Below are 24,724 nucleotides of genomic sequence, written 5' to 3'. Positions count from 1 at the left end.
AAACTAAAAAGACGGAGAAACATCTCCGCCTCACACGTAGATAAAGAATAGGATGATCATCATCGTCATCCCGATCACTTTTAAGAGCGTGCTGCCGAGAAAGGCGAGAACGGTTCCAACGCCGATGCTCCACGCTTCACGTGTCGTCTTCCCGAGTGTCAACTCCGCCAAGAAAGCGAAGATGAACGGAAAAATCAAAACCCCGACGAGCGGGAAAATAAACGGTCCCGCAATCAAGCCGATTGTCGCACCCCATTTCGCTCGCTCCGAACCGCCCCGTTTATCCACCGTAGCCCGGGTGACGACATAGTCGACGCCGAATAAGAAGACGAGGAAGACCGATTGCCATACCCAGAATGTCCAGGTCAATGGTTCAAACGAAAAACCGAATCCATAAATCATGTATCCGATGAACAAGAACAAGACACTCGGGATGACTGGATAGATGAGTCCTGCAAAAGCGACCACAAATGATGCGATAATGAATACCCATAGTAAGGTCGTCATGACATTCTCCTCATTTCATAATGGTCGGATCGGTGATATGGTCAGCCACGTTGACCGCCTTCACTTCAAACTGACCTTGTTGATGGATGATATAGTTCGAGCAGGCGTTTCGCATGGCGTGACGGAACGTATATGTCCCATCGATGGCAGAAAGCGCCGCTTTGATTGCATGGGAATGGCAGACGACAACGATGCGCTTCCCTGGATACGTATCCACCAAATGGTTCATTCCTTCTAAGACCCGGCTACGCATCTCGTCTTCTGTTTCGAGACCAGGAATCCGCTCCTGGTCATCTGCTTGGACCGCCTCGTAAATTCCTTTCACGGGTTGCCCGGATGCCGTTCCGAATTCACGTTCAATGAAACGCTCATCTAGCAGAATCGCTTTATGTTCGATGCCACACGCTGTTGCGATTGCTTGTGCGGTGTGAACCGCACGTGACAAGGGACTCGATACGATGACGTCCCACTCCTCTTGACTCAAAAAAGCTGCACTCTCCTCTGCCTGTTGACGTCCGAGTGCATTCAACGGGTTATCTTCACGCCCTTGAATAATTTCTAAACGATTCCAATCGGTCTGACCGTGTCTGACTAAACATAACTCTGTCACTACTTCCACTCCTTACTCTTTCAATCATCCCCCATCGTACCATCTTCCCTAAAAATCGCAACGTCATCCGAGACATTCTTCAATAAAACGATTGATTCGGGCCATGAGTTGCTCTTCTTTGATTGGATTATCCGATTGGAGGAAGCTCGCAAGCGAGTGGGTTCCATTTGGAAATGAGATGAGTTGAACGTTCGCACCGACATCACTCGCATGTTCGACGAAGTGAAGCGCTTGGCCGAACGGGACAATCGGATCTTTCTTCCCGTGTAGCAGTAAAATCGGCGGGGCATCGGCGTATAGATGGGAGACCGGGGAGCATTTTACCATCAACTCACGCCATTCCTCGCGGCTTCCTTCATAGAACTTTAAATGGGCGAGCCACGTCTGGATGAATTTGAACAATAAAAAGTTCGTCGGTGGATACAAGGCGATGACCCCTTTGATCGTCGGGAGGTCGTCTCCCAAATCACCTGCAAATTGTCGATGACGGTCGAGCGCAGTCGCAAGCATGAGCGCAGCGCCTGCTGAATCCCCCCAAACGAGCAATTGACTCGTGTCTAGCGTCAATAACGATTCATGTTGTTTCAAATAGCACAGTGCATCTGAGACATCAAAAATATTATCGGGGAAGTACACCCCGTCTTCAAATAAGCGATAATCGATGCTGACGACAGCGATCTCTTTCCCCAAAAAGTGGTCAAGCAACGGATGAAACAGGGTCACCATACTCCGATTCCCTCTGACGAACGCTCCCCCATGTGCATATACCGCTACGGGGAACGGCCCTTCTCCAGGGGGGAGATACAAATCAAATTGGAGCGGACGATCGTGAACAATTTTATACGTGTACGTGTGGCGCCGGCGTGTTGTCGGTTGAATCGGCAACTCGGGTTCTTGCCATCTGACAAGGGACCCATATTGACTCCACACGCTAGCCCCGGCTGCCGTCGCCGCAGCAATCGCCGCACCCCCGACAAACCAGGCAGTCTCCTTTCTCATACAATCCACTCCTCGTTCCTTTTTTTAATCATATTCCCGCTTTTTTCAAAAATCTATCCATCAGAAGTCGGACTTGACGTGCTCCGAAGCTCACACTATAATATTACTCGCAGTCATAAAACGTAACAGTTACGATTTAATATTCAGATAACTTGAAAGGTGGAAGATGGAAGATGAAGAAAACTTGGTTAGGCGCAGTCGCAGCCGGTACGCTTTTACTTGGTGCGTGTGGAAATACCGAAGGAGATAACACATCTGAATCGACAGATGGTCAACTGACCGTCTTCGCTTCAACGTTTGCATTAAAATCATTAGCCGAAGAAATCGGTGGGGACCGCGTCAACGTGGAGATGGTCATTCCACCTGGGGCTGATCCGCATACGTATGAGCCAACTTCAAAGCAAATGACACAAATCGCAGAAGCCGACCTCTTTTTGACGATTGGTCATGACCTTGAACCTTACGTCGAGTCTATGGAGAAGAGTTTAGATGGTCAGAACGTCGCCTTCGTCAAAACAGCCGAGAACGTGAAGTTACTTGATGCGGCGGATACCGTCCATGTCCATGATGAGGAAGGACATACTGAAGACGACCACGCTCATGAAGAAGAAGGACATTCTGAAGACGAACATGCCCACGAAGAAGGAGACGGTCATAGTCACGGTCAATACGATCCCCACGTCTGGCTCGACCCAATGAATGCTGTATCAATGGCAGAAGCGGTCGAAGCCGCATTCAGTGAGGAAGCACCCGACTATAAAGGCGAGTTCGCAGAACGGTTAAGCACTTTTAAAGACGAAGCAAACGCTCTCGACACTGAATTGAAGGCAGCCGTCGAGAACGGTTCAAAATCCGAGTTACTCGTGACGCATGCCGCATATGGTTATTTGGCTGAACGTTACGGATTTGACCAATTACCAATCGCGGGACTTACACCGTCTGAAGAGCCGTCACAACAAGCTCTCAAGCGGATCATCGAGGAAGCCCGTCTCCACGACTTGAACTATATCGCATTCGAAGACACGGTCACACCAAAAGTGGCCGAAGTCGTGAAACAAGAGATCGGTGCAGAGAGCGTGACGATCTACAACTTGGAATCGGTCACGAAAGAGCAGATGGATAAAAGCTACTTCGACTTGATGCGTGAAAACGTCAAGGCACTTGAGACAGCGTTGAAATAATCGAAATCCCGAAACGAGTCACCTCGCTTCGGGATTTTTTTCATGCTTCTATTTGATGATCTAACGTCTTCAGCGTGACGAGAAGCAGGAGGAGTAGCGATACGATGACGCTCATCATCCAGAAATCCCCGTCCATGAAGAATAAAGTCGTCCACTCCCCTGTACTCAATCCCAACCACGCTTGACTGACACCAACGCCTATCAGTGCGATTGCAACAAAACGAATCCATGTCATTTTTGGAACGAACCGCTTGCTGACCAAATAACTATTCAATACTAAAAGACCGACATACGCGATGAGAAGGACGTTCCAAGCCGTGTCAAATGAGACAGATACCACCCCGACCGTGACAGCATACCCCCATGTCACCAAGAATACAGCGAATGAGATAAGTGTGATGCGATAAAGCGACTTGAACCCCGTTTGATACGCAAGAAACGGATTGATGAGTAGCCCGAGCCAGATGAGTGTGCCGAACACATCCATGAGCAAATCCCCTTTATACCATTTATTAACAGTATACCATGGGAATTCACTTTCATTCATAATAAATCAAGACGAGTTCTTCCTGGGACGAAGCGATCTCACAAAACTGTTGCAACCGGGTCCAATCTTCCCAAATCATCTCGAATTCATCTTTTGCAACGAATGCCATGTCTTTCACATCATCTCGCCCGAACGCATGCAACGTATCTTTGACGATATGAAGTAACTGCGGGGTCAAGATACCGACCACGACCGCCTGCGCCTCATTGACAATCAACTCTTCGCCGACGAGCGCCATTTCCATGTTATACGTGTCGGCCCCGTCGATATATACCTCGATTTGACTAAGTACGCGTTGAAACGGTTCCACATTCGGAAGCGTCAGCGTATCGTCCCGATCCCGATATTGCTCATGCATATGAATCAACCAGTCTAAAATCATCTCCGGATCCTGATTAAATGACACCCAAACTTCTGGGGAAACACGTACATAATGCGTCGTCTCCATACATGAACGCCCCCTTTTTATGACATTACCCGTCTTATATATGTAAAAAAACCGCCTACTTGAATTCATAGACGGTTCCTTATATCAAGAACGACTTGTTCCTGTTTGTTGTTCCTCTGTTTCGCTTTCCCAAGCTTCGATGTATTCACGACCAGGAAGATTTTCAACCGAGTCGACATAGAAAACTGGGTCTTCTCCTTCGCGTCGCTGTGCCAAGTAGTCATCGAGAACGGCGCGAGCCACTTTCGCCAAGCGGAAGATGGCATATAAGTTCACGAGTGCCATGAGACCCATGAACACGTCAGCAATCGACCAAACAAGGCCGGCAGAGCGGACCGCACCAAACAAGACCATGCCGACAACACCGATGCGATAGAGCGTGACATAGATTTTCTTATCCGAGATGAACTGGATGTTCGTCTCACCGTAGTAATAGTTTCCAAGAATCGAACTGAACGCAAATAGGAAAATCGCAATCGTCAAGAACGATGTCGCGACCGAACCGATTTCTGCTGTCAACGCGGCTTGCGTCAATTCGACACCCGCAAACGACTCTGAACCGGCTACGCCTGAAATCAAGATAATCATCGCTGTCGATGTACAAACGAGCAATGTATCGACAAATACGCTAAACGATTGAATCAATCCTTGTTTGACAGGGTGCGATACTTCCGCTGTCGCAGCGGCGTTCGGTGCAGAACCCATACCCGCTTCGTTCGAGAAGAGACCTCGACGAATCCCTTGAAGTACCATGGCGCCAATCGCCCCTCCGAAGAGTTGCTCAATTCCGAGGACTCCTTCAGAGAAGATGAGGCTGAAGACGTCTGGTAGAAGGGAAACGTTCGTCACCATAATCCAAATCGCGAGTAAGATGTAGCCACCTGCCATGACCGGTACGATGATACTCGACAAGAGTGCGATCGATTGGATCCCACCGAAGACGACAATGGCCGTCACAATCGCAAGGACAATCCCGACGACTGTTGTGCTGATCCCGAACTGGTTACTCACAGAGAGTGAAATCGTGTTCGACTGTACCGAGTTAAACGCAAATCCGAATGAGAACGTGATCAAAATCGCGAACAAGACACCTAGCCAACGTTGGCCGAGCGCACGCTCCATATAGTAGGCAGGTCCCCCACGCCATGTGCGTCCATCACGAATCTTGTACACTTGTGCCAACGTACTTTCGACGAATGCAGATGCTGCCCCAATCAACGCAATGAGCCACATCCAGAAAACTGCTCCTGGGCCACCTAGCGCAATCGCTGTCGCCACACCGGCAATGTTTCCTGTCCCTACACGAGCTGCCGTTCCGATTGCGAAAGCTTGGAACGAAGACACTTGGCCTTTTTCACGTGCTGTGCCCTCTTTGAACAAGAGGCGGAACATTTCAGGAATCATGCGGAACTGAACGAAGCCCATACGAACTGTAAAATAAAGACCTAAAGCAACAAGTACAACGATGAGCACTTGCGACCACAACAAATCGTTCGCTTGCGAAACGAGTTTCTCTACCAATTTCTCCATACTAATCCTCCATCATTCTAAAAATCTCAACAGAAAAAGTCATGTCAACTTTCTTAACATGACTTGAATTATAGGTAAATTATACGAAAATTGCAATATTAATTCGTTTTTTCAACATCATCTCGGTTCTTTCTAAAAGCAAAAAAACGAGCCGGAGAGCGCATCGCAATCCGACTCGTTCTATATTTCATTTAGATAAAGAGGTTTAAATTTCCGCCTTCTGCTGCGCCGAGATAAGCCGCCACACCACCAAGGTCGACCCCGTCAATCAACTCTTCTTCTTTGATGCCCATGACATCCATTGACATCGTGCAAGCTACCATTTTCACGCCTGCTTCTTGCGCTGACTTGATCATTTCTTCGACAGAAGGAACGTTCTTATCGCTCATGACTTTCTTCATCATTTTTTGACCAACACCACCGAAGTTCATGTTCGAAAGTGGCAATTCGCCTGCATGTCCTGGCATCATCATGCCGAACATTTTCTCAAGACCTTGCTTTTTCACTTCCGGCGCGTCCGGTTTGCGGATGACATTGAGTCCCCAGAATGTGAAGAACATCGTCACTTCTTTCCCCATCGCGGCAGCACCTTGCGCAATGATGAGGGATGCGAGTGCGCGGTCGAGGTCTCCGCTGAAGACGACCATTGATGCACCGTCTCCTGCTGGTGCGCCTGCTTGTGGTGCAGCCGGACCTTGTCCTTTTTGAAGGATGGCTTCAACGCGTCCGTTAACGAATTGTTTCGAGACGAGTTTGTTGCCTGTCTTCTTCGCCCATGCTTCGATATCTGCGAAGAATCCTGGGTCACTTGCGAGAACGCGGAGCGTTTCGCCTTCCCCGAGTTCTGCGACTTTCTTATTTACTTCTAAAATAGGTCCCGGGCATTGTAGACCACATGTGTCTAACATGACCGCTTCCCCGATTGGTGCATTTGTCATTTGTGTTGGCTCCTCTTCTACAACGGTAGCCGCTGTTTCATTTGATATGTTCGCTTCTTCAAGCGCCTCGAAATCACGATTGATTTGCGACCACGTCTTGTAGCCACCGCTCAAGTTTTTCACTTTGAAGCCGTTTTGACGTAAGATGCGTGATGCGAGATAGCCACGAAGACCGACTTGGCACGTCACGTAAATCGTTTCATTCCGGTCGTAGTTGTCCAAGTTTTCTCGTAATGAGTTGAGTGGCACATTGATCGATCCTGGAATCTTTCCGAGTTCATGCTCCGATTCATCGCGAACGTCTAGTAACGTCGCTCCATTTTCCACGAGCTCATCGATTTCATCCCAATGCACGACTTCATTGTCACCGAGGACGACGTTCGATGCGACATACCCGATCATATTGACCGGATCTTTCGCAGAACTGAACGGTGGTGCATAACTGAGCTCAAGGTCAGGTAGATCGAGGACCGTCAAACCACCCTTCATAGCTGTCGCAATGACGTCGATGCGTTTATCGACTCCATTGATTCCGACACCTTGCGCACCATAGATTTCACCCGTTGTCGGGTGGAACAAGAGTTTAAGCGACACAGGTGTCGATCCTGGATAATAACCAGCATGCGAACCTGGATGCACGTGAACAGCCTCATACGTCTTGCCAGCCGCCTTCAACCGTTTTTCATTCCATCCTGTCGATGCAACCGTCATATCAAATACTTTGGCGATTCCCGTTCCCATCGTTCCATTGTATTTCACGTCACGGCCGTTAATGATATCGGCAACGAGACGGCCTTGACGGTTCGCTGGCCATGCGAGTGGCACGACAGTCGGTTCTTTGAAGACGTAGTCGAGTACTTCGACCGCATCCCCGATCGCGTAAATATTCGGGTCTGATGTGAGCATCTTTTCATTAACGCGAATGGCACCGCGCGTACCTGTTTCAAGGCCTGCCTCACGCGCAATCGTCGATTCCGGTGTAACACCGATCGACATGATGACCATATCTGTATCGATGACACGACCGCTTGTCAAATGAACTTTCTTTCCTTGCTCTGAGAACGAAGAAACGCCATCAGACAATTGAAGCTCGACGCCATGCAAGCGCATGTGTTCATGAATTGGCGCCACCATCTCACGGTCAAGTGGCGTCATGACTTGGTCTGCCATCTCAACGAGCGTCACCTCAACACCACGCTCACGTAAGTTTTCTGCCATCTCAATCCCGATAAAGCCTCCACCAATCACGGTCGCATGCTTCGGCGCCTTGTCATCGACGTAGCCACGGATTTTATCTGTGTCCGGAATGTTGCGAAGCGTGAAAATATCTTCTGCCTCGTCGATTCCAGGAATGTTTGGACGAATCGGTTTCGCTCCCGGAGAAAGAATGAGAACGTCGTATGACTCGTCATACGTTTCGCCTGTTTGAACGTGTTTCACCGTCACTGTTTTCTCGTCACGGTTAATTTTAATGACTTCCGTCAAATTGCGGATATCGAGTTGGAAACGCTTGTTCATCCCTTCAACGGTTTGAACAAGGAGTTTTTGACGGTCTTGGATGACATCCCCGATATAGTATGGAAGACCACAGTTCGCGAATGAGATATACTCCCCACGGTCGAACATGACGATTTGATTCTCTTCATTCAAACGACGGAGTCGTGCAGCTGCAGACGCACCACCTGCTACCCCACCGACGATTACGATTTTTTTACTCATTGTCCATTTCCTCCTCTGACGACTTCTCCTGGCCAACTCATCAAGCCATCTTCTATATTGACCACTTTATAGCCTTTCGCCTCCATTTGCCAAGTCGCTTGCGTGCTACGCGCACCTGAGCGGCAAAGAACGACATATTCTTCAGCTGGATCGAGCGTGTCGATCCACTCTGTCATTTCGGATAACGGATAGTTTTTCGCGCCCTCAATATGTGCTTCTTGAAACTCGTCACGTTCTCGGACGTCGACGATATTTACAGGCACTTCAAAGTCCATTTGACGTTTTAAAGCGGATGCTTTCATCGTTGATCTACCTTTCTGTTTTCAATTCGATTTATACCATTCGGCTTGGTTGCTGGCGTTCGACAAGTTTGTGATTTGTTGAACATTTCGCTTCCACGTCATTAATATACCCCCTTAGGTATTTAATTGCAAGAAATAAGTTTGACGAAATGTCGAATTTTTCAACATCATCCATTTGGATAGTTGATGCTCGACACATACTCCCCCATGTATTAAGATGAGCCTACACAATAAATAGTTGGGTAACTGAACAATTTTTCCTATAGAGGTGAATGATATGGAACCGTATGTATACGATGCAAAAGTATTGAATCGCATGAAACGAGTGGAAGGACAAATTCGTGCCATCATCCGGATGATGGAGGAAGGAAAAGAATGTCGCGATGTCGTGACGCAATTAAGTGCCGCACGTTCCGCACTCGATCGCGCTTCGACTATCATTGTGGCTAAGAACTTGGAACAATGTATCATCACCGCTCAAGCAGATGGCGAAGATACGTCCGAAACGGTGGAAGAAGCCATTAAAATGTTGATGAAACGCTAGTTCCCCTTGCTTTCCCTGTCCAAATGGGAGAAAGTTAGAGTAACGACTTACTAAGGGGGATTTCCTTGTGAACTTCGAAGAAAAAGTAGAATCATTTAAAGCGCTCGCCGCTGAACGCAACATGACGTTCAAAGAGAGCGACACTGAAACGCACGTCACGTTCTTGACGCGTGAAACAACAAAATCCGGGGCTCAGCCCGTTATGATTATCGCTTTTAACAAAAAGACGACAGATGCTGAGTTGTATGCCGCTACCGTCACGCACGTCCCAGATTACGTAGAAGATTTACCGATTCTTAATGCCTTGAACGAGTTCAACCAGGAGTTCAAATACTTCCGTTGTGTACTCGACAGCGATCGCGATGTCACACTCGCCTCGACACTCGACCTCGACCTCGGTTTCTCACCAGAGATCATCTTGCAACACTCATTCATGATGTTCCAAGCGGCCGATGAAGTGAACGAGTACATGCAAAAACTCTACACACAAGTACAATAATCAAAAGCCGTCCGGAAATGTTTCCGAGACGGCTTTTTTTGAAACATCTGATCGCCCCCGCTCGTATGATTGGACAAGGAGGCGATTCGACATGACACGATATGAACGATATGTAGAAGCACTAGAGGCCATCAAGACGGCAACAAAGTGGGAACTGACAGATGATTTCCGACGCTTGATGGCCGTTCATTACGCAATTCACGACACCCCGTTCGAGGCATCTCGATTTTCGAACGCACGCGATGTATTAAAACAAAAAACGAAGATGTTCTCGAAGTTTCGAGGCAGTCAAAACCTCGTCTGGCTCTCGTTTCTCGACGCCAAGTATGAGGACATCGGAACCGCAATCGACGAGGCGCTCCGTCTCGATACGTTACTCGACCGGAAACACTTCCGCTTCAGTTCACTACGTCCCTTTTTAGCGAATCAACTGATCAATGTCGAGGAACCCGACCGTCGGCTCGATGAGGCGACCGAACTATATCAAACGTTCAAACGACATCACCCTTGGTTGACAAGCGAGGAAGACTTATTATCGGCGCTCGTGCTCGTGCAAGCGTTTGACGATATCATTGATTTGAACGAACGCATCGAGCAACATTATGCATTATTGAAGGGACGGCTCCCGAAGTCAAACGAACTGCAACTCGTCTCGCACCTTTTGACGTTCAGCGAGTCCTCACCCGAAGAAGCAGTCTCTCGATTGCTCACATGGAAGTCTCAATTAGATGAAGTGCACATCTCGATTCGTCGCGAACACTTACCCGCACTCGCACTACTTAGCATTGTCACGGAACCGAATACGAGCGCGATTCATGCTATTCAGGAAATCGTAGGGGCCGAAAAAGACAAGCAGCGTTGGTTCAACACACATAGCGTGCTCATCGCACTTCAACTTGTAGCGGCCGAACGCATAACAAACGAGGCTAGCGACTTATTGCTCCACGGTACGTTTGCCCACTTATTGGCGATGCAACAAGCGGCGACCGCTGCCACGACTGCCGCCGTTATCGCTAGTACCTCATCAACCACAAATTAAATTAAGAGATTCATCGTGAGACACACCAGTACAAATACAGAGTTTGCGATTTCGACAATCCCAATCTTCATGATTGGGATTTTTTTGCCGTAGAACCAAATAGCACGAATCAAACTCGGGGCATATGCTAAAGCGAGCAGCGGATAACCGAGCGCAATGAACACGACGATTAACAGCATATGATACCCCCACGAAAGGTTACGATACGCGATGCTCTTCTTTTCCCGAATCATCGTCTTGACGAAAAAGATACTTCCGAGGAAATAGAGGTATGGCAAAACGAATACCCATGCACTTGTTTCATCCACGACGTGTGCTCCGTGGTAATAACTCGCCATTCCTCCAATACAGAATGAAGTGACGGCACTGACGTCATTCCATACGTTTCGCTCATCTTTGATTTTGGCAAAATAGGCGTTTGCGAGACCGAACGGAATCATTGCAAAAGCGAACCAGATGAGACTCCATTGCATCCATAACACTGGGATGATGGATAGTGTAGCAATCATCAGATAGATGATCACGGTGCGTAAAAGCTCACGCGATTTCTTTCGTTGCTTGATGTATTGGAATAAGAAGAATGTCCCCATATAGACAAACAACCATGCAATAGCAAAAGGCACATGTGTCCACACCCATCCCCCGACTGTCCCTCCAAGAACGAACGGTAAAATGAGCATCGACCATGCCCCATGCTGTGTTGGAATCATCCATTTCATCAACCATCACTCCTTCCCCCACTAGTGTAATGGATGGTGAGAGCATGCGCTGTGAGATTTACCACAAAAAGCGAAAAAGAAAATAGGCAGCGCCAGCCACCTATTTCATCACATAGCTTGTTTCTTATTTTTCGCATAGTTCGTTATGAACATGATTCCAATGACAGATAGCGTCAGCATTGCCAGACTGTTCACAATCGTTTTGAGCGTGTGCAGTCCTTCAAGGTTATTCATTACCATCACTGCCATAAGTAATGCGAGGATACTCAAGTTTACGATGTTACGGTTCATCTTCTCACCACCAGAAATTCAATCTATAGTTCATTGTACCACTCTCGATTTGTTAACAGTATTTTTTTTCCATCGAGATTCAAGCCAACCTAACTCGCTCTCACTCTTCATAAAAAAACGATCTCATGCGAGATCGTTTTTTGGTGTCCAATTTGGTGCGACGGGTGTCGCTTTCGGTTCGTCGACGACGAGCATCTTTGTGACGACCCTTCCGGCAATCGATACTGCGATGAGAGTATACAATGCGTTCGATAATGGTAAATAGATGAGTGAAATCCCAAGGACGATCACATCAAAAATAATCAGAATCGTACCGACCGACACACCTGTCCATTTCGATAAGCCAAGAGCGAATAAGTCATCGCCTCCGGTAGCCCCGCCTGACTTCAAGACAAGACCGAGACCATATCCGGTCACAATCCCACTCGCGATGGCCGCAAACAATGTTGCCGGCCATACTTGAATATCAAACGTGAGCAAGTCGAGACGGTCCCACATCGCATAACTAAGCGACAAGGACGAAGCGGCTAGTACCGCTTGCCCGACAAAACGCCATCCTCTCCACCACAAAGCGACGATAAAAAATGGGATGTCGAGCACGATCATCGAAATCGCCGGGTCGATATCAAATAAATAACGACCGAGTAGCGATAATCCGACGAACCCGCCTTCCGCCAAACCAAACTGTTCATTCAAATAATAATAACCGAACGCCATGATCAGCGTTCCGAGCACTATGGTAGCAACTCGTTTCATTCCGATTGTCCTCCCCGTTCTTGACGGAGAGGAGGATCCTCAGTCGTAGCTGCGGTTCCATCTGTTCCATCTCCGATCTTCCGTTTGTTGATTGATACACGTGTAAGCGATCAGTCAACGCTAGAAGTCCGGAAGTTGGAACAGAGGCCATGTCCTCTCGGTATCCATAAAGACCTTCCTTTCTCAAATTGCGCGTAATCTTGTACGTAGTTTACCACACATTTTGATTCAGTTCATGAATTTTACCTTTAGTGCATGTTACGTTTCGGTAAATCTTTCTTTCCGAACCACCACCAGTTCCAATCCCCGAACAGTTTCATGAGAGACGGAACGAGCAGGATCCGGATGATGGTCGCATCAATGAAGATGGCGAGCGCAATCCCCACACCAAGCTGTTTGATCGGGCTCACACCCGTGAAGGCGAACGCACCCGTCACGACGATCATAATGATGGCGGCTGAAGTGATGATTTTACTCGTCTTCGCAAGCCCCATCTCCGTCGCATAGTCATTGTCGCCTGTCTCGCGGTAATATTCCTCGATTCGCGAAACGAGAAATACCTCATAGTCCATCGACAATCCAAAGACGAGTGAGAAGATGAACACCGGTGTCAAAATACTGATTGTTTCTGCATCGTACACATAACCTGATTCAAAAATGATGACGAGTAAACCGAACGTCGCCCCAAGACCAAGCACGTTCATGAGAATCGCCTTGATTGGAATCAAGATGGATCGGAACGCCCACATGAGGATGAAGAAGGTTGCCAAGATGACGGTGATGACCGCATAGGGAATGCTGTCATAAATCTCATCATAAATCTCTTCATTGAAGGCTGCCGGTCCGCCGACTTCAAACCCTTTGTCTCGCCAATCGCGTACGAATGCTTGCGCTTCTTTGTCGCTCGGAGGTACATCGAAGCTGACATTCACGAGCGCCAAATCTGTATTCTCATCAAGGGTCACAAGTCGCTCAAGTGGGGCGAGTTGTTCTGGCGCCGCTTCGGCGAGTTGCGTAAACGTCTCAGGCGTCAATCCGGATGTCGTTAAGAAAGTCGAGACATTATCGACAATATCGACCTCGTTTAACTCATCTGTGAGACTCGTCAATTCCTCTAAAATCATCGGATCGGTCAAATCGTTCGCTTCAAACAGAAGGACCGCATCGGTCGAGTTATCCCCAAACACATCGTCCCATCGTTCGAGTGCCGCTCGTGATTCATATGAGGTAGGGAGCGCATCGGCGTCCGGAATGTTCAACTCTAGGTCGCGCACGAACCAAAGACTCGGGAGCAGGATCAACAAAGCAATGAGCGTCATCGTCACCGGACGTCTCATCACGAAGCGAGCAAGTTTTTGCCAGCGCTTTTCAGATTTCGTCTCATCTGTCTTGATGATTCGTCCTTTATTCAAGGCGTCACCGACTAAGTAAAGCGACGACGGCAACAAGGTCAGTGCAGATAGCACGGCCCCCGCGACGGCAATGAGGGCACCGAGCGCGACCGCCTGAAAGACATCTACTTGAATAAATAGGAGTCCGGCTAATCCGACAAAGACACATAGACCTGAAAAGAGAATCGAGCGTCCCGCCGTCGCTACCGTCCGGACAATCGCCTCTTCTCTCGATTGCCCGCGCGTTAACTCTTCCCGATACCGATTGACGAGTAACAGTGAAAAATCAATCCCAAGCGCAATCGCAATCATGGCGACGGCATTGAGAACAAAGATAGATAATTCCATGTTTTGTGCAAAAAAGAATAGCGATCCCGCTGCGACAATAAAGGTAATCAACCCGACGAGTAACGGCATGAGCGCGGCGAGCGGTGTGCCGAAAACAAGCAACAACACGAGAAGCGCGACCGGAATCCCAATCAACTCCGCTCGAATCAAGTCATTTTTCGAAGCTTCGTTTAAGTCATCCGCAAAGACCGGTTCTCCCGTCAAGCGGACTTCGGTATCCGTATCAACGATGAGCGCGTCTCGGACGGCATCGATCGAGGATTCCGCCGCATCATAATCTTCGAATTCCAGCACGAAATAGGATACGTCCCCTGAACGCGCGTCCGGATTCTCCGCCGGGGTAATCACGCCATCAATTGATGAAATTTCCCCAAAACGGTCTTGTTGTTCGTCCATGACCGCCTCCAGATTTCCTCCTTCAAATAAGACGATCATTGAAGCACCTGCTCGATCAAATCGTTCATTCAACTGATCTTCTACCTGTTGGAAACGTCCGTCTTGAATGGCAAATCCGTTTCCTCTCAACTCACCCGGGAGCTGTAGCCCGAAATAAACTGAACCCGCGAGTAAAATCGCCCATATGAGTAATACGCCATACCGAAAACGAACCAACTGCCTACCTAACCATTCCATTGATGTCACTCCTCCCTGTCTATCCATCTACTTCCCGTTTCTCGATTCATTCATCATCACTTCACAAAAAATTCCTGAACCTAAGTTCGGTTCAGGACTCTTGTCGTTCAAAGACTTGAAGCCAGCTATGACAAAATCGAGGTGGTGCGGACAAGACGACGAGTCGATCCCCTCGTTCATCTAACAGCATTACCTTCAATAATTGGGTGTCTGCACACACGCTTGAGCAAAATAATTCTTCCTCTCGATGAAACAGTTGGAACGACTCTGTCGATGTGATCGCCGTCGTTTCTCCCACTTGATCGAGAATGACCGTGTCGCGGTTTCCTTCGTATGGAATGCGCCAGGTTTCTTTCGTCTTCACATTTTCAACTAAAAAATGATGAGTTCGTTCATCGAACAATGTCACACACGTTTCAGGTGTGAATCGTTCAAAATCATACGTCCCTTGATACGCTAGCTCGATGATGTTCCCAAAGACAGGGACTTCTTCATAGCGGCTATATCGAAACGTATGATCATGGAGGTTCAAGGCTACGACATCCGATTCGGCTGAATATAAGAAGATGTCATCGCCTTGCCAATAGTGCAAATTGCTAAACCAGTCTCCGTTGAATCGTTGAGGGATCGCATGCGTCTCCATCTGTCCTCGTTGTAAATCAATGACTCCGTAAAGTCCTTTTTCCTGGAACCATGCCACGGCACGTCTTGCATTCGGCTCCACATATAGGGCGCATGGTGTCCATTTCCAGTCGATCTCCCAGCGAATTTGAGACGACTCGTCAAAGAACAAAAATCCAGTTTGCGCCAAGTACAACATCCAACCTTCACCTACACGTTCTAGCCATTCGATCGTTTGATGAAATTGAAAGTCTGCTGTTTGTTTGTACATTTGATCACTTCCTAGTTTCAGCTTAGCAACGACCGAAACGAAATTCGATTTTGAATGTGTTCATTCAACACATTTTCGATTTTCCTGTATACTGACGGTAAAGACATATCGTTTAGAAAGGAGACCTTCCATGCGTCCATTACAACTATCACCAGAGACCGCAGTTGAACTCGCAAAAAAATTAAACGTCCCCCTCGAGGAACTGATGCATATGCCAAAACACATCCTCGTTCAAAAAATGATGCAACTCGAGGCATCTCAAACAGAGGAAGACACACCAAAGGAGACGGATTAACGTCTCCTTTTTGGTTACTGCTCTTTGCGTTTCCGCTTTCTCGATACATACCAGAGACCACCGATTACAGCGAGGGCCGCACCACCGGCAACAGCGTACTTGCTGTAATCTGGGCGACGTTCGGTTACGACTAGTGTAGAGAGTGGAGCGACCGTCATATGACGGTCCTCGACTTGACGTGGCGCCGTCAGATTAACGGTATGGTCCTCCACGTTCACCTCGAACTTGCCAGATGGAAGTTTGACCTCAACCGCCTCCTCGAGTGCGTTGTGGTAGACGATATGTCGTTCTACATATCCTTCCACATGACGGCTCAATTCAAAGGCAATCACACCCTCTGCTTCATCAAAGAAACGCAAGTGTTTGCGAATCTGTTCCGTGTTCTCGAGTCGGAAGAGCGGATATTGCTTACGCAGACGCAAGAGGCCTTTCACATATTCCACACTTGGCGCTTCTTGCTCCGCCCGGTTCCAGTCCATACGGTTGATGACTTCGCCTGAATTGAAGCTATTCTCATCCCCGTCTTTTGTCCGGAAAAATTCCTGTCCACTGTGAAGGAATGGAATCCCTTGACTTAGGAGCACAATCGACGTCGCCAAACGGTGGCGACGGCGACGTGTCGTCTCGTCATCTTCCGGATTCGTCACGGATAACTTGTCCCAAAGCGTCAAATTGTCATGACATTCTACATAGTTGACGACCTGGTTCGGCTCATCAGCGAAACTTTGGCTCGTGATGCCACCAGCAATCCCTCGTTTCACATCTGCTGTCATATCCGTGTTTCCACTCACCCAGCCCGGTAAGTCTTCGATGAAGACGTCTCCTCGGACACCGTCTCGAATCCCATCATTGAATTGGGCGATGCGTGGCATCTTATGCGCATTATGCTGATTCGCTTTTTTACGAACCGGGAGCGGTGTATCCAAATCCCACCCTTCCCCGATGACAAGAATCGATGGGTCGACGCGGTCGAGCGCTTTCCGAATCTGGTTCATCGTTTTGACGTCATGGAGTCCCATCAAATCGAAGCGGAACCCATCAATCATGAATTCTTTCGCCCAGTACGTGACACACTCGACCATGAGCTTACGCATCATCGCACGCTCGGATGCCGTGTCATTCCCACATGCCGAACCATCCGCGAGTGTTCCGTCTTCGTTTAAGCGATAGTAATAGTCCGGGACGAATTGCCCGAGCGGTGTTGTCAACGCATCATACGTGTGGTTGAAGACAACGTCCATGATGACCCGGATGCCTCGATCGTGGAGCGCTTGAATCAGTGCCTTCAATTCGACAATTCGCGTCGCCGGGTCATCTGCCGACGAGGCGTAAGATCCTTCGACCGCAAAGTAATGAACCGGATCGTAACCCCAGTTATAATTGTCTTCCCCTTCACGTGACTCATTCACCGAGCCGTAGTCAAAGAACGGCATTAATTGGAGATGAGTGATTCCAAGCGAGGTAATATAATCGAGTCCGGTCGGGTAACCGCTCGTGGTCGTCGTACCCGTCTCGGTCATCCCTAAGAACTTCCCACGGTGCGTCGCCCCACTCTCTGGGTGACTCGTCAAATCACGGACGTGCGCCTCATAGATGACCGCCTCTTGTGAAGAATTGAATAGCGGACGTTCTTTGATCCAATGGTCCGGGTTCAAAGATGCCGGATCGAGCAGACATCCTCGTTTCCCATTCACTCCGACGACTTTCGCATACGGATCGAGCGACTCTACTTTTTTCCCATCAATCAGCGCTTCAAATACATAAAATTGACCTTCGAATAAGGCACGGTCGAGTTCGATCACCCACGTCCCCTTCTCAGCCGGCTCGAGCTCGAGTCGTTCAAACTTACGGGCACGGGCTGTTCGATACAACTTGACCGACATCTGTTCCGCTACCGGAGACCAAACTCGTAGTCGAATCTGTTCCCCTTTGAACGTCACCCCTAGGTCTTTCCCGTGATAGGCAACGTGATCTAAGTCTGCATGTGTGTGTTGATCCATTGTACGTTCCATCTCTTCACTCCTTCACTGCTTCAAATCTGCTATCATTATAACAAAACCACACAAAGGATGGATGAAACATGGCAAAAGACAATTCTTTCGATATCGTGTCAGAAATGAATCTTGAAGAAGTAAAGAACGCAATCCAAATTGCGGAAAAGGAAATTTTGAACCGTTATGACTTCAAAGGGTCAAAGAGTGAGATGTCCCTCGACAGTGGCGACCTCGTCCTCATCTCGGATGACGACTATAAACTCGAGCAATTAAAAGACGTCTTGATCACGAAATTGATCAAACGCGGTGTCCCGACGAAAAACCTCGACTATCAAAAAGTAGAGAACGCACTCGGCGGCACGGTTCGCCAACGTGTGAAATTGAAAAGCGGCATCGACAAAGACGACGCGAAGAAAATCAACAACGCCATCAAGGAATCAAAACTAAAAGTCAAATCGCAAATCCAGGACGACCAAATTCGCGTGACAGGTAAGTCGCGTGACGATCTCCAGGCCGTCATGCAACTCGTACGTGAACTTGAATTGTCCGTCGATGCCCAATTTACGAACTTCCGATGAAACTCGCCATCATCAGTGACCCGCACGGTTCGTTTGATGATTTAAAGGCCGTCCTGGATGACGTTCGTCGCGAAACCGAGCATATTCTCTGTCTCGGGGACCTCTACGAATGCCATGTTGGCAAAAAACGACGTCACGAGCGCTTTCATCATGTGGAAGACGTCGTGACGTACGACCCAAATTATGAAGCGTTACTCACATTCCCGAGTCTACGAGGCAATCAGGAAGAGCGAATCGACGAGGTGCTCGTAATCGACCATCCTGTGAAAACACGGATTTCGTTATTGCCGGAACAGACGACTCTCGAGGAAGCACGCTTTTTACATGGACATCAAGTGAAGTGGAATAAAGACTGGGAACCGATGGTCGAGAAAGGAAAATACCCACTCGTCTTCATCGGACACAGTCACATCCCCGGGATTTACCGAAAGGGAACCTCTCTGCCGTGGGAACTCGGGACACCGTTCCATTTGAAGAAAAAACGATATGTCATTAACGTCGGCGCCGTCATCTTCGATCGGGAATGGTGTCTATATGACACGGAAGCCCGAACGGTCACGCGGATGAAAGCATGAATACAAAAAAGGACCTCAATTTTTTTGAGGTCCTTTCGTCTGTCTTACATTTCTTCCGGAGCTTCGACACCGAGTAAACGGAGCCCTTCTGTCAATACGAGCGTCACTGTCTTGACGAGAGCGAGACGCGATTGTTTGCTCGCATCTTCTTCTAGGACGCGGACGTGACCGTAGTACTTGTTGAACGCTTGCGCGAGGTCGAGTACATAGCGGCTGATGATTGATGGTTCGCGGCGTTCATGCGCACGCGTGATGACGTGTGGGAACGCATTGAGCATCGTGACGACACCCCATGAGTAGTCATCGTCTGCACCAGTGAATGGTGAGCCGTCATAGTTTCCTTTACGAAGGAGTGAGTTCGCACGAGCGTTCGTGTATTGAACGTAAGGTCCTGTCTCTCCTTCGAACTTGAGCATGCTGTCGAGATCGAACTCGATGTTGTTGATGCGTTCGTTTTTCAAATCGTGGAAGACGACAGCGCCGACACCGACCATGCGGGCAACGTCTTGTGCGTTCGCAAGATCCGGGTTCTTCTGCTCGATGTTCGCCTGCGCTTTCTCGATTGCCTCTTTCAAGACTTCCTCAAGAAGAACGATGCGCCCTTTACGTGTCGACATCTTCTTCCCTTCTTGCAAGATCAAGCCGAACGGCACGTGATGCATGCCATCAACAAAGTCATATCCAAGCTTACGAAGGACCGAGAAGAGTTGTTTGAAATGGAGCGCCTGTTCGCCACCGACGACATAGTTCGCTTGAACGAAGTTGTACGTCTCGTAACGATAGATTGCCGCTGCCAAATCACGTGTCGCGTACAACGTCGCGCCATCTTTTTTCTTGATCAAGCAAGGTGGCAAGTTCTCCTCTTCGAGCGAGACGACCATCGCCCCTTCACTTTCCACTAAGAGGTTTTTCGCTTCTAGCATCTCGACGACGCGTCCCATTTTATCGTTATAGAACGCTTCCCCGTTGAAGCTTTCGAATTTCACTCCAAGAAGGTCATATACTTTCTGGAACTCTTTGAGCGACTCGTCACGGAACCACTGCCAAAGCTCTGTCGCTTCCGCATCACCATCTTCAAGCTTTTTGAACCAAGCACGGCCTTCGTCTTCGAGTTCTGGTTGTGTCTTCGCCTCTTCGTGGAAATGGACGTATAATTTCAAGAGTTCTGCGATTGGATTGGCGCGTACCGCTTCCTCATCGCCCCACTTCTTGTAGGCGACCATCAATTTCCCGAACTGAGTGCCCCAGTCCCCAAGGTGGTTGACGCCGACGACGTCATATCCGTTTTTACGTGCGATTTGGTTGATCGCATTCCCAATCACCGTCGAACGCAAGTGACCCATCGAGAACGGCTTCGCAATGTTTGGTGACGAGAAGTCCGTCACAATCGTTTCATTGCGTGCTTCGTGTGTCGCATATTCCGATTTTTCCTCAAGCACGGTGTTGATGATTTCTTTTGATACAACATCACGGCTCAAGAAGACGTTGACGTAAGGTCCCGCCGCCTCCACTTTCGTGAACAATTCATCGTCCAATTCATTTGCGATATCTGTCGCAATCATGACAGGTGCTTTTCGGTAAGCTTTCGCCAATTGGAAACACGGGAACGCGAGATCACCGTGCGCCTCGTGTTTTGGCTTCTCAATCAATGCTTCAATTTGGTCAATCGTGAGTTCTTCACCGATGACACGGGATAGTGCTTCTGCATATTTGCGTTCATAACTCATCTGTATGTCCTCCTTCTTCAATAACAACTCATAAAAAAAACGCCCTTTGCATAGATGCAAAGAGACGGGAATTCCCGCGGTACCACTCTTCTTGCCTGCATGATGCAGACCGCTTTATGGTGATAACGGTTCCCTCCGGCTATGCCTACTCTCGTTTCGGATAGCATCTCAAAAGTGCGTTTCGCGACGTTTGTCAGCCCAGGCTCTCACCAATCCCCAGGTCGCTTTGTTGACTAAACCATCGTTACTCTCTTTTTCATCGACTTTCGTCTATGCGGTTGAAAAGCAACTTCATTATAGAGGATATTCCCTGTATACTCAATGCTAGAATTCAAGCATGATAAAAGAAAGGCAGGACTCGCACGAAATCATGACGAATCTTTACTATTATATCTTGAAATGTCCCATGCTAGGAGGGAACACATGAACCACTTTCGCAAGATGTCCATGCTCGGTTGGAGTATATGGAGTGTTTTGTTCTGCTTCACCATCGGATTATTTGCATTGGATGTGCTGCACGCCCCGACCATTGATCCGTTGTCCTTTATTTTAATCTCATTACTCGTCATCATCTTTCAACTCGATTCAATCGAAGTCAAAGGTGTGTACTTCACATTCTCTGAGAGTATCGTATTAATTCTTTTTCTATTCTTTGGATTTGAAACAGCACTCATCGTCAACCAGATTGGATTATTCGTCTTTCAATTCGCCAATTTGAGACCAAAAGTCGCCATACGCCGTTTTCGCTTCACCTATCCGTGGAACGCCATTACGGCATACTTAGAAATTGTCATTCCCGCTACCGTCTATCTCGCCCTCGGTGGGGAGACTGGGATCGATTTCTATTCGAAAGAATCATTCATTCCGCTTGCCGGGTTATTTCTTGCCATCTTCTTAAACACCGTATTTCAAAAATACCAGGTGAGATGGTGGTTCCGCGTTGATATCGGGTTGAGTGACTTTTTGAAGATCGCCTTCTACACATACGTCGTCAGTTTGATTTTCATCTTAGCCGCAGCATTTTTCCGAGAGACGAATTTACTTGTCGTGAGCAGTATCGCGGCAGCGCTGACCTTCTTCATCAAACGACTCCTCATTCAAAAGGGACGACAGGATGCGTATAAATCTCTGATTGAACAGTACGACGAAGCGAAAGAAGCCGTCTCTTTGTCTCAGAGCGAAGCGCAAGCCATTGAAGTCTTTTTAAGTCAGTGCGAACAATTGAACCATTACGATGAAGGATATATCGAGTTCAAGCTATTCAATCGCACACTCTATTTCGACTTGAAGACACGTCAACCGATTGATCGCCCTATCGTATTTGCGCTACTGGATATCAGTCAACCTGTCGAGCCTGTCCTTGACTACGAGATGCGATTTGAGTGGGATGCTTCATTGTCTGACGCTTTCCATGACGACTACCATAGCTTCGTCTCAATTCGTTCGGAAGAGATCGAGGGAATCCGAACATGGATCGTGATGACAGGAGAACCTGTATATGGGTATCCGAAGATTATCCAACAAGAAATCCTCAAGTTGCTCAAGTCGTTCAACCGGACCATCAGCCGCTGTCATGAACGAGATCGTCTGTATACCGAGAGCCGGACGGATAGTTTGACTCTCCTCGCCAATGCCCGCGCCTTCTACGAATACGGGATTCAACAAATATCCGACATCTCGATGTATCCGATCTCGGTCGCCATGCTCGACATCGATTTCTTTAAAAAAATCAATGATACGTATGGCCATCAAGTCGGTGACCAAGTGTTGCAGGAATTTGGTCGACGTATCCGGCAAGCCCTTCGCGCTGATGACTTTGCCGCCCGTTATGGTGGGGAAGAGTTTATCTTGCTTCTCAATCATTGTGACATGTCTCAAGCCGTTGACATTGCAGAAAGAATTCGCCAGCAAATCGAAGCGAAACCGTTCCTTGTCGATCATCATGAGATTTCTGTGACTGCGTCCATCGGGATCGATACAATCGATGCGTTTGGAAATAAGCGATTAGACGATACGATTCGAAACGCGGACCGTGCGCTATATGTCGGTGGGAAATACGCGGGACGTAACCGTGTGGCGCACTTCAACAATTTAACGACGTAAACTCCCCTTTCTCACATCGAATTGGGGAGTTTTTAAGTTGACAAGCGGACTTGAAACAGGTACGTTAGGGAACGTGTTTACTAATTGGATAGATTCACTTTTTATCGAGAGAGACGGAGGGACTGGCCCTGAGAAGTCTCGGCAGCGGGGAACCTGTGCCAAATCCAGCGGGCGTATTGCTCGAAAGATGAAAAGGGTATTTCGCACGAAGGACCTTTTTCTCAGAAAAGGGTCCTTTTTATTTTTTAGTGAGGTGATTATTTTGGAACAACCAACAGCAAACAAATGGGCACTCTTGCCGTTACTCGTCTTCTTACTCTTCTTCATCGGGGCGGGTGTCTATTACGGAGACTTTTATAAGTTTCCGGTACTCGTCGCGGCCATCATCGCCTTGATGGTTGCGGCATTCATGACAAAAGGAAGTGCCACCCAAACCGTCGAGCGCATCGCGCAAGGAGCCGGCAATCCGGGCATCATCATCATGATTTTCATTTTCTTACTGGCTGGCGCCTTTTCAACGGTAGCGGAAGCCATCGGGGCAATCGATGCAACGGTCAACGCCGCCTTGACTCTATTACCACCTTCGCTTCTCTTGAGCGGACTCTTCGTCATCGCCGCCTTCATTTCAATGGCGATGGGAACGTCGACGGGTACAATTGCGGCACTTGCACCGATCGCCCTCGGTATCCATGAAGAGAGTGGCGTCAATGTCGCCATCGCTGCCGCAGCCGTTGTCGGAGGGGCGATGTTCGGGGACAATCTCTCGTTCATCTCAGACACGACCATCGCTGCCGTCCGGACGCAACGAACGAACATGCGTGATAAATTCCGCACGAACTTCTGGATCGTGTTACCGGCCGCCATCATCACGACGGTTTTACTCGCCGTCTTGTCAAATGGGGAGTCAACGGTCGATGTCGCCGCATTCGAATGGTACAAACTGATTCCGTATCTTGCCGTCATCGGACTCGCATTGACAGGATTAAACGTCATTTTGGTTCTGTTAGGTGGCATCACGCTCACCGGCATCATCGGTCTTCTAGATGGAAGCCTATCCGTCACGGCGTTTGTGACAGCTATTGCGGACGGGATGATTGGCATGGCCGAAATTTCATTCCTGACATTACTCATGGGTGGACTCGTCGGTCTCATCTCACACAACGGCGGACTCACGTATTTACGTGACGCGTTGACATCTCGTATTCAAAAACGTGCCGGTGCCGAATGGAGCATCGCCGGACTTGTCAGTGCGACAAACGTAGCGACGGCGAACAATACGATTTCCATTCTCGTAGCCGGTCCACTTGCAGCGAACATCGCGGACGAGTATGACATCGAACGGAAGAAATCAGCAAGCGTACTCGACATCTTCTCATGTGGGGTACAAGGGATTCTTCCGTACGGAGCTCAATTACTCATCGCTGCAGAATTGACGAAGACCGCATCGCCGGACCTCGTCCCGTTCATGTTCTATCCGTTCCTACTCTTTATTTGTGGAGGAATCGCCATCGCATTCAATTTCCCACGTTTTAAAAAACAGTCATAAGTGAAAACACCCC

24 protein-coding genes, 1 riboswitch and 1 other annotated feature are annotated in these 24,724 nt (G+C 48.4%); of the genes, 9 read left to right on the top strand and 15 right to left on the bottom strand.

Translation table 11 applies throughout. The annotated features are described in order from the left end of the window. Positions 1-30 precede the first annotated feature (30 nt). The 3 genes from GVY43_RS12830 to GVY43_RS12820 all read right to left on the bottom strand — a co-directional run bounded on the left by GVY43_RS12830 (position 31) and on the right by GVY43_RS12820 (position 2,116). On the bottom strand, positions 31-507 hold the full coding sequence (locus tag GVY43_RS12830; RefSeq protein ID WP_031424439.1) for a DUF456 domain-containing protein: 477 nt from the start codon (positions 505-507) through the stop codon (positions 31-33). A gap of 10 nt (positions 508-517) precedes the next feature. Beyond that, positions 518-1,117 (bottom strand): histidine phosphatase family protein, encoded by a 600-nt coding sequence (locus GVY43_RS12825; protein ID WP_159563373.1) that lies wholly within the window; start codon positions 1,115-1,117, stop codon positions 518-520. Between the two features lie 63 nt (positions 1,118-1,180). Then, positions 1,181-2,116, bottom strand: a complete 936-nt coding sequence (locus GVY43_RS12820; protein WP_159563372.1) for an alpha/beta hydrolase — start codon at positions 2,114-2,116, stop codon at positions 1,181-1,183. 173 nt (positions 2,117-2,289) lie between these two features. Between GVY43_RS12820 and GVY43_RS12815 the strand changes: the two genes are divergently transcribed. Then, positions 2,290-3,297 (top strand): metal ABC transporter solute-binding protein, Zn/Mn family, encoded by a 1,008-nt coding sequence (locus GVY43_RS12815; RefSeq protein WP_159563371.1) that lies wholly within the window; start codon positions 2,290-2,292, stop codon positions 3,295-3,297. Between the two features lie 40 nt (positions 3,298-3,337). Here GVY43_RS12815 and GVY43_RS12810 read toward each other — a convergent pair whose 3' ends face one another. From GVY43_RS12810 to GVY43_RS12790, 5 genes are all read right to left on the bottom strand, one after another. Next, positions 3,338-3,784 carry a hypothetical protein gene (locus GVY43_RS12810; RefSeq protein WP_159563370.1) on the bottom strand — a complete coding sequence of 149 codons (447 nt, stop codon included), beginning with the start codon at positions 3,782-3,784 and terminating at the stop codon, positions 3,338-3,340. 52 nt (positions 3,785-3,836) lie between these two features. Beyond that, positions 3,837-4,292 (bottom strand): hypothetical protein, encoded by a 456-nt coding sequence (locus GVY43_RS12805; RefSeq protein WP_031424431.1) that lies wholly within the window; start codon positions 4,290-4,292, stop codon positions 3,837-3,839. Between the two features lie 84 nt (positions 4,293-4,376). Next, entirely contained in the window at positions 4,377-5,822 is a 1,446-nt protein-coding gene (locus GVY43_RS12800) for a sodium:alanine symporter family protein (RefSeq protein ID WP_159563369.1), read from the bottom strand. Positions 5,823-6,013: 191 nt separating this feature from the next. Continuing rightward, a complete protein-coding gene (locus tag GVY43_RS12795; RefSeq protein ID WP_159563368.1) occupies positions 6,014-8,479 on the bottom strand; it encodes a CoA-disulfide reductase in 2,466 nt (821 codons plus the stop codon). Continuing rightward, the gene (locus GVY43_RS12790) at positions 8,476-8,781 is read right to left on the bottom strand and encodes a rhodanese-like domain-containing protein (RefSeq protein ID WP_015880530.1); all 306 of its coding nucleotides are present in this window, start codon (positions 8,779-8,781) and stop codon (positions 8,476-8,478) included. The genes GVY43_RS12795 and GVY43_RS12790 overlap by 4 nt, the downstream gene beginning before the upstream one ends. Positions 8,782-9,058: 277 nt before the next feature. On the opposite strand from GVY43_RS12790, the gene GVY43_RS12785 reads away from it, so the two are divergent. From GVY43_RS12785 to GVY43_RS12775, 3 genes are all read left to right on the top strand, one after another. Continuing rightward, entirely contained in the window at positions 9,059-9,325 is a 267-nt protein-coding gene (locus GVY43_RS12785; protein ID WP_015880529.1) for a metal-sensitive transcriptional regulator, read from the top strand. A 67-nt stretch (positions 9,326-9,392) separates the two neighbouring features. Beyond that, positions 9,393-9,824 carry a YbjN domain-containing protein gene (locus tag GVY43_RS12780; RefSeq protein ID WP_026824494.1) on the top strand — a complete coding sequence of 144 codons (432 nt, stop codon included), beginning with the start codon at positions 9,393-9,395 and terminating at the stop codon, positions 9,822-9,824. Positions 9,825-9,915: 91 nt separating this feature from the next. Beyond that, entirely contained in the window at positions 9,916-10,863 is a 948-nt protein-coding gene (locus tag GVY43_RS12775) for a DUF4003 domain-containing protein (protein ID WP_159563367.1), read from the top strand. Here the strand turns inward: GVY43_RS12775 and GVY43_RS12770 are convergent. The 5 genes from GVY43_RS12770 to GVY43_RS12750 form a co-directional block, all read right to left on the bottom strand. After that, positions 10,860-11,582, bottom strand: coding sequence for a YwiC-like family protein (locus tag GVY43_RS12770; RefSeq protein ID WP_159563366.1), 723 nt, complete (start codon positions 11,580-11,582; stop codon positions 10,860-10,862). The genes GVY43_RS12775 and GVY43_RS12770 overlap by 4 nt on opposite strands. A 108-nt stretch (positions 11,583-11,690) precedes the next feature. Beyond that, complete coding sequence (locus tag GVY43_RS12765; protein WP_031424424.1) at positions 11,691-11,873, bottom strand: hypothetical protein; 183 nt, start codon at positions 11,871-11,873, stop codon at positions 11,691-11,693. Between the two features lie 123 nt (positions 11,874-11,996). Next, complete coding sequence (locus GVY43_RS12760; RefSeq protein ID WP_031424422.1) at positions 11,997-12,629, bottom strand: YitT family protein; 633 nt, start codon at positions 12,627-12,629, stop codon at positions 11,997-11,999. A gap of 248 nt (positions 12,630-12,877) precedes the next feature. Then, a complete protein-coding gene (locus GVY43_RS12755) occupies positions 12,878-15,001 on the bottom strand; it encodes an MMPL family transporter (RefSeq protein WP_159563365.1) in 2,124 nt (707 codons plus the stop codon). A gap of 91 nt (positions 15,002-15,092) precedes the next feature. Further along, positions 15,093-15,893, bottom strand: coding sequence for a hypothetical protein (locus GVY43_RS12750; protein WP_159563364.1), 801 nt, complete (start codon positions 15,891-15,893; stop codon positions 15,093-15,095). Between the two features lie 130 nt (positions 15,894-16,023). Here GVY43_RS12750 and GVY43_RS12745 point away from each other — a divergent pair, with 130 nt between their 5' ends. After that, a complete protein-coding gene (locus GVY43_RS12745; RefSeq protein WP_074034904.1) occupies positions 16,024-16,188 on the top strand; it encodes a YycC family protein in 165 nt (54 codons plus the stop codon). Positions 16,189-16,202: 14 nt separating this feature from the next. Here GVY43_RS12745 and pulA read toward each other — a convergent pair whose 3' ends face one another. Then, complete coding sequence (gene pulA, locus GVY43_RS12740; protein WP_159563363.1) at positions 16,203-18,200, bottom strand: type I pullulanase; 1,998 nt, start codon at positions 18,198-18,200, stop codon at positions 16,203-16,205. A 68-nt stretch (positions 18,201-18,268) separates the two neighbouring features. Between pulA and GVY43_RS12735 the strand changes: the two genes are divergently transcribed. Both GVY43_RS12735 and GVY43_RS12730 read left to right on the top strand, forming a co-directional pair. After that, entirely contained in the window at positions 18,269-18,760 is a 492-nt protein-coding gene (locus GVY43_RS12735) for a YajQ family cyclic di-GMP-binding protein (RefSeq protein ID WP_074034908.1), read from the top strand. Then, on the top strand, positions 18,757-19,335 hold the full coding sequence (locus tag GVY43_RS12730; protein ID WP_159563362.1) for a metallophosphoesterase: 579 nt from the start codon (positions 18,757-18,759) through the stop codon (positions 19,333-19,335). Before GVY43_RS12735 ends, GVY43_RS12730 begins: the two co-directional genes overlap by 4 nt. 44 nt (positions 19,336-19,379) lie before the next feature. Here the strand turns inward: GVY43_RS12730 and argS are convergent, their stop codons facing one another. Further along, positions 19,380-21,062 (bottom strand): arginine--tRNA ligase, encoded by a 1,683-nt coding sequence (argS, locus tag GVY43_RS12725; RefSeq protein WP_159563361.1) that lies wholly within the window; start codon positions 21,060-21,062, stop codon positions 19,380-19,382. A gap of 57 nt (positions 21,063-21,119) precedes the next feature. Next, positions 21,120-21,331 (bottom strand) — a binding site (T-box leader). A 154-nt stretch (positions 21,332-21,485) separates the two neighbouring features. Between argS and GVY43_RS12720 the strand changes: the two genes are divergently transcribed. Both GVY43_RS12720 and GVY43_RS12715 read left to right on the top strand, forming a co-directional pair. Further along, on the top strand, positions 21,486-23,165 hold the full coding sequence (locus tag GVY43_RS12720; RefSeq protein ID WP_159563360.1) for a GGDEF domain-containing protein: 1,680 nt from the start codon (positions 21,486-21,488) through the stop codon (positions 23,163-23,165). Positions 23,166-23,263: 98 nt separating this feature from the next. Beyond that, positions 23,264-23,359: riboswitch (SAM riboswitch) on the top strand. Continuing rightward, positions 23,353-24,711 carry a Na+/H+ antiporter NhaC family protein gene (locus GVY43_RS12715; protein ID WP_256369436.1) on the top strand — a complete coding sequence of 453 codons (1,359 nt, stop codon included), beginning with the start codon at positions 23,353-23,355 and terminating at the stop codon, positions 24,709-24,711. It overlaps the preceding riboswitch by 7 nt. Positions 24,712-24,724 lie beyond the last annotated feature (13 nt).

The organism is Exiguobacterium sp. 8H (assembly GCF_902506255.1).
In the GTDB taxonomy this organism is placed as follows: Bacteria; Bacillota; Bacilli; order Exiguobacteriales; family Exiguobacteriaceae; genus Exiguobacterium; species Exiguobacterium profundum.
Note: the sequence above shows the minus strand (reverse complement) of the source record. Positions and strands in the feature narration are given on the sequence as shown.

Bases quoted from the DNA above. Each gene is read 5' to 3' on its own strand.
- GVY43_RS12720 (WP_159563360.1), top strand. From the start codon at position 21,486: ATGAACCACTTTCGCAAGATGTCCATGCTCGGTTGGAGTATATGGAGT.
- GVY43_RS12795 (WP_159563368.1), bottom strand. From the start codon at position 8,479: ATGAGTAAAAAAATCGTAATCGTCGGTGGGGTAGCAGGTGGTGCGTCT.
- GVY43_RS12820 (WP_159563372.1), bottom strand. From the start codon at position 2,116: ATGAGAAAGGAGACTGCCTGGTTTGTCGGGGGTGCGGCGATTGCTGCG.
- GVY43_RS12745 (WP_074034904.1), top strand. From the start codon at position 16,024: ATGCGTCCATTACAACTATCACCAGAGACCGCAGTTGAACTCGCAAAA.
- argS (WP_159563361.1), bottom strand. From the start codon at position 21,062: ATGAGTTATGAACGCAAATATGCAGAAGCACTATCCCGTGTCATCGGT.
- GVY43_RS12830 (WP_031424439.1), bottom strand. From the start codon at position 507: ATGACGACCTTACTATGGGTATTCATTATCGCATCATTTGTGGTCGCT.
- GVY43_RS12810 (WP_159563370.1), bottom strand. From the start codon at position 3,784: ATGGATGTGTTCGGCACACTCATCTGGCTCGGGCTACTCATCAATCCG.
- GVY43_RS12790 (WP_015880530.1), bottom strand. From the start codon at position 8,781: ATGAAAGCATCCGCTTTAAAACGTCAAATGGACTTTGAAGTGCCTGTA.
- GVY43_RS12800 (WP_159563369.1), bottom strand. From the start codon at position 5,822: ATGGAGAAATTGGTAGAGAAACTCGTTTCGCAAGCGAACGATTTGTTG.
- GVY43_RS12730 (WP_159563362.1), top strand. From the start codon at position 18,757: ATGAAACTCGCCATCATCAGTGACCCGCACGGTTCGTTTGATGATTTA.
- GVY43_RS12750 (WP_159563364.1), bottom strand. From the start codon at position 15,893: ATGTACAAACAAACAGCAGACTTTCAATTTCATCAAACGATCGAATGG.
- GVY43_RS12735 (WP_074034908.1), top strand. From the start codon at position 18,269: ATGGCAAAAGACAATTCTTTCGATATCGTGTCAGAAATGAATCTTGAA.
- GVY43_RS12815 (WP_159563371.1), top strand. From the start codon at position 2,290: ATGAAGAAAACTTGGTTAGGCGCAGTCGCAGCCGGTACGCTTTTACTT.
- GVY43_RS12775 (WP_159563367.1), top strand. From the start codon at position 9,916: ATGACACGATATGAACGATATGTAGAAGCACTAGAGGCCATCAAGACG.
- GVY43_RS12755 (WP_159563365.1), bottom strand. From the start codon at position 15,001: ATGGAATGGTTAGGTAGGCAGTTGGTTCGTTTTCGGTATGGCGTATTA.
- GVY43_RS12785 (WP_015880529.1), top strand. From the start codon at position 9,059: ATGGAACCGTATGTATACGATGCAAAAGTATTGAATCGCATGAAACGA.
- GVY43_RS12770 (WP_159563366.1), bottom strand. From the start codon at position 11,582: ATGAAATGGATGATTCCAACACAGCATGGGGCATGGTCGATGCTCATT.
- GVY43_RS12715 (WP_256369436.1), top strand. From the start codon at position 23,353: ATGAAAAGGGTATTTCGCACGAAGGACCTTTTTCTCAGAAAAGGGTCC.
- GVY43_RS12765 (WP_031424424.1), bottom strand. From the start codon at position 11,873: ATGAACCGTAACATCGTAAACTTGAGTATCCTCGCATTACTTATGGCA.
- pulA (WP_159563363.1), bottom strand. From the start codon at position 18,200: ATGGAACGTACAATGGATCAACACACACATGCAGACTTAGATCACGTT.
- GVY43_RS12760 (WP_031424422.1), bottom strand. From the start codon at position 12,629: ATGAAACGAGTTGCTACCATAGTGCTCGGAACGCTGATCATGGCGTTC.
- GVY43_RS12805 (WP_031424431.1), bottom strand. From the start codon at position 4,292: ATGGAGACGACGCATTATGTACGTGTTTCCCCAGAAGTTTGGGTGTCA.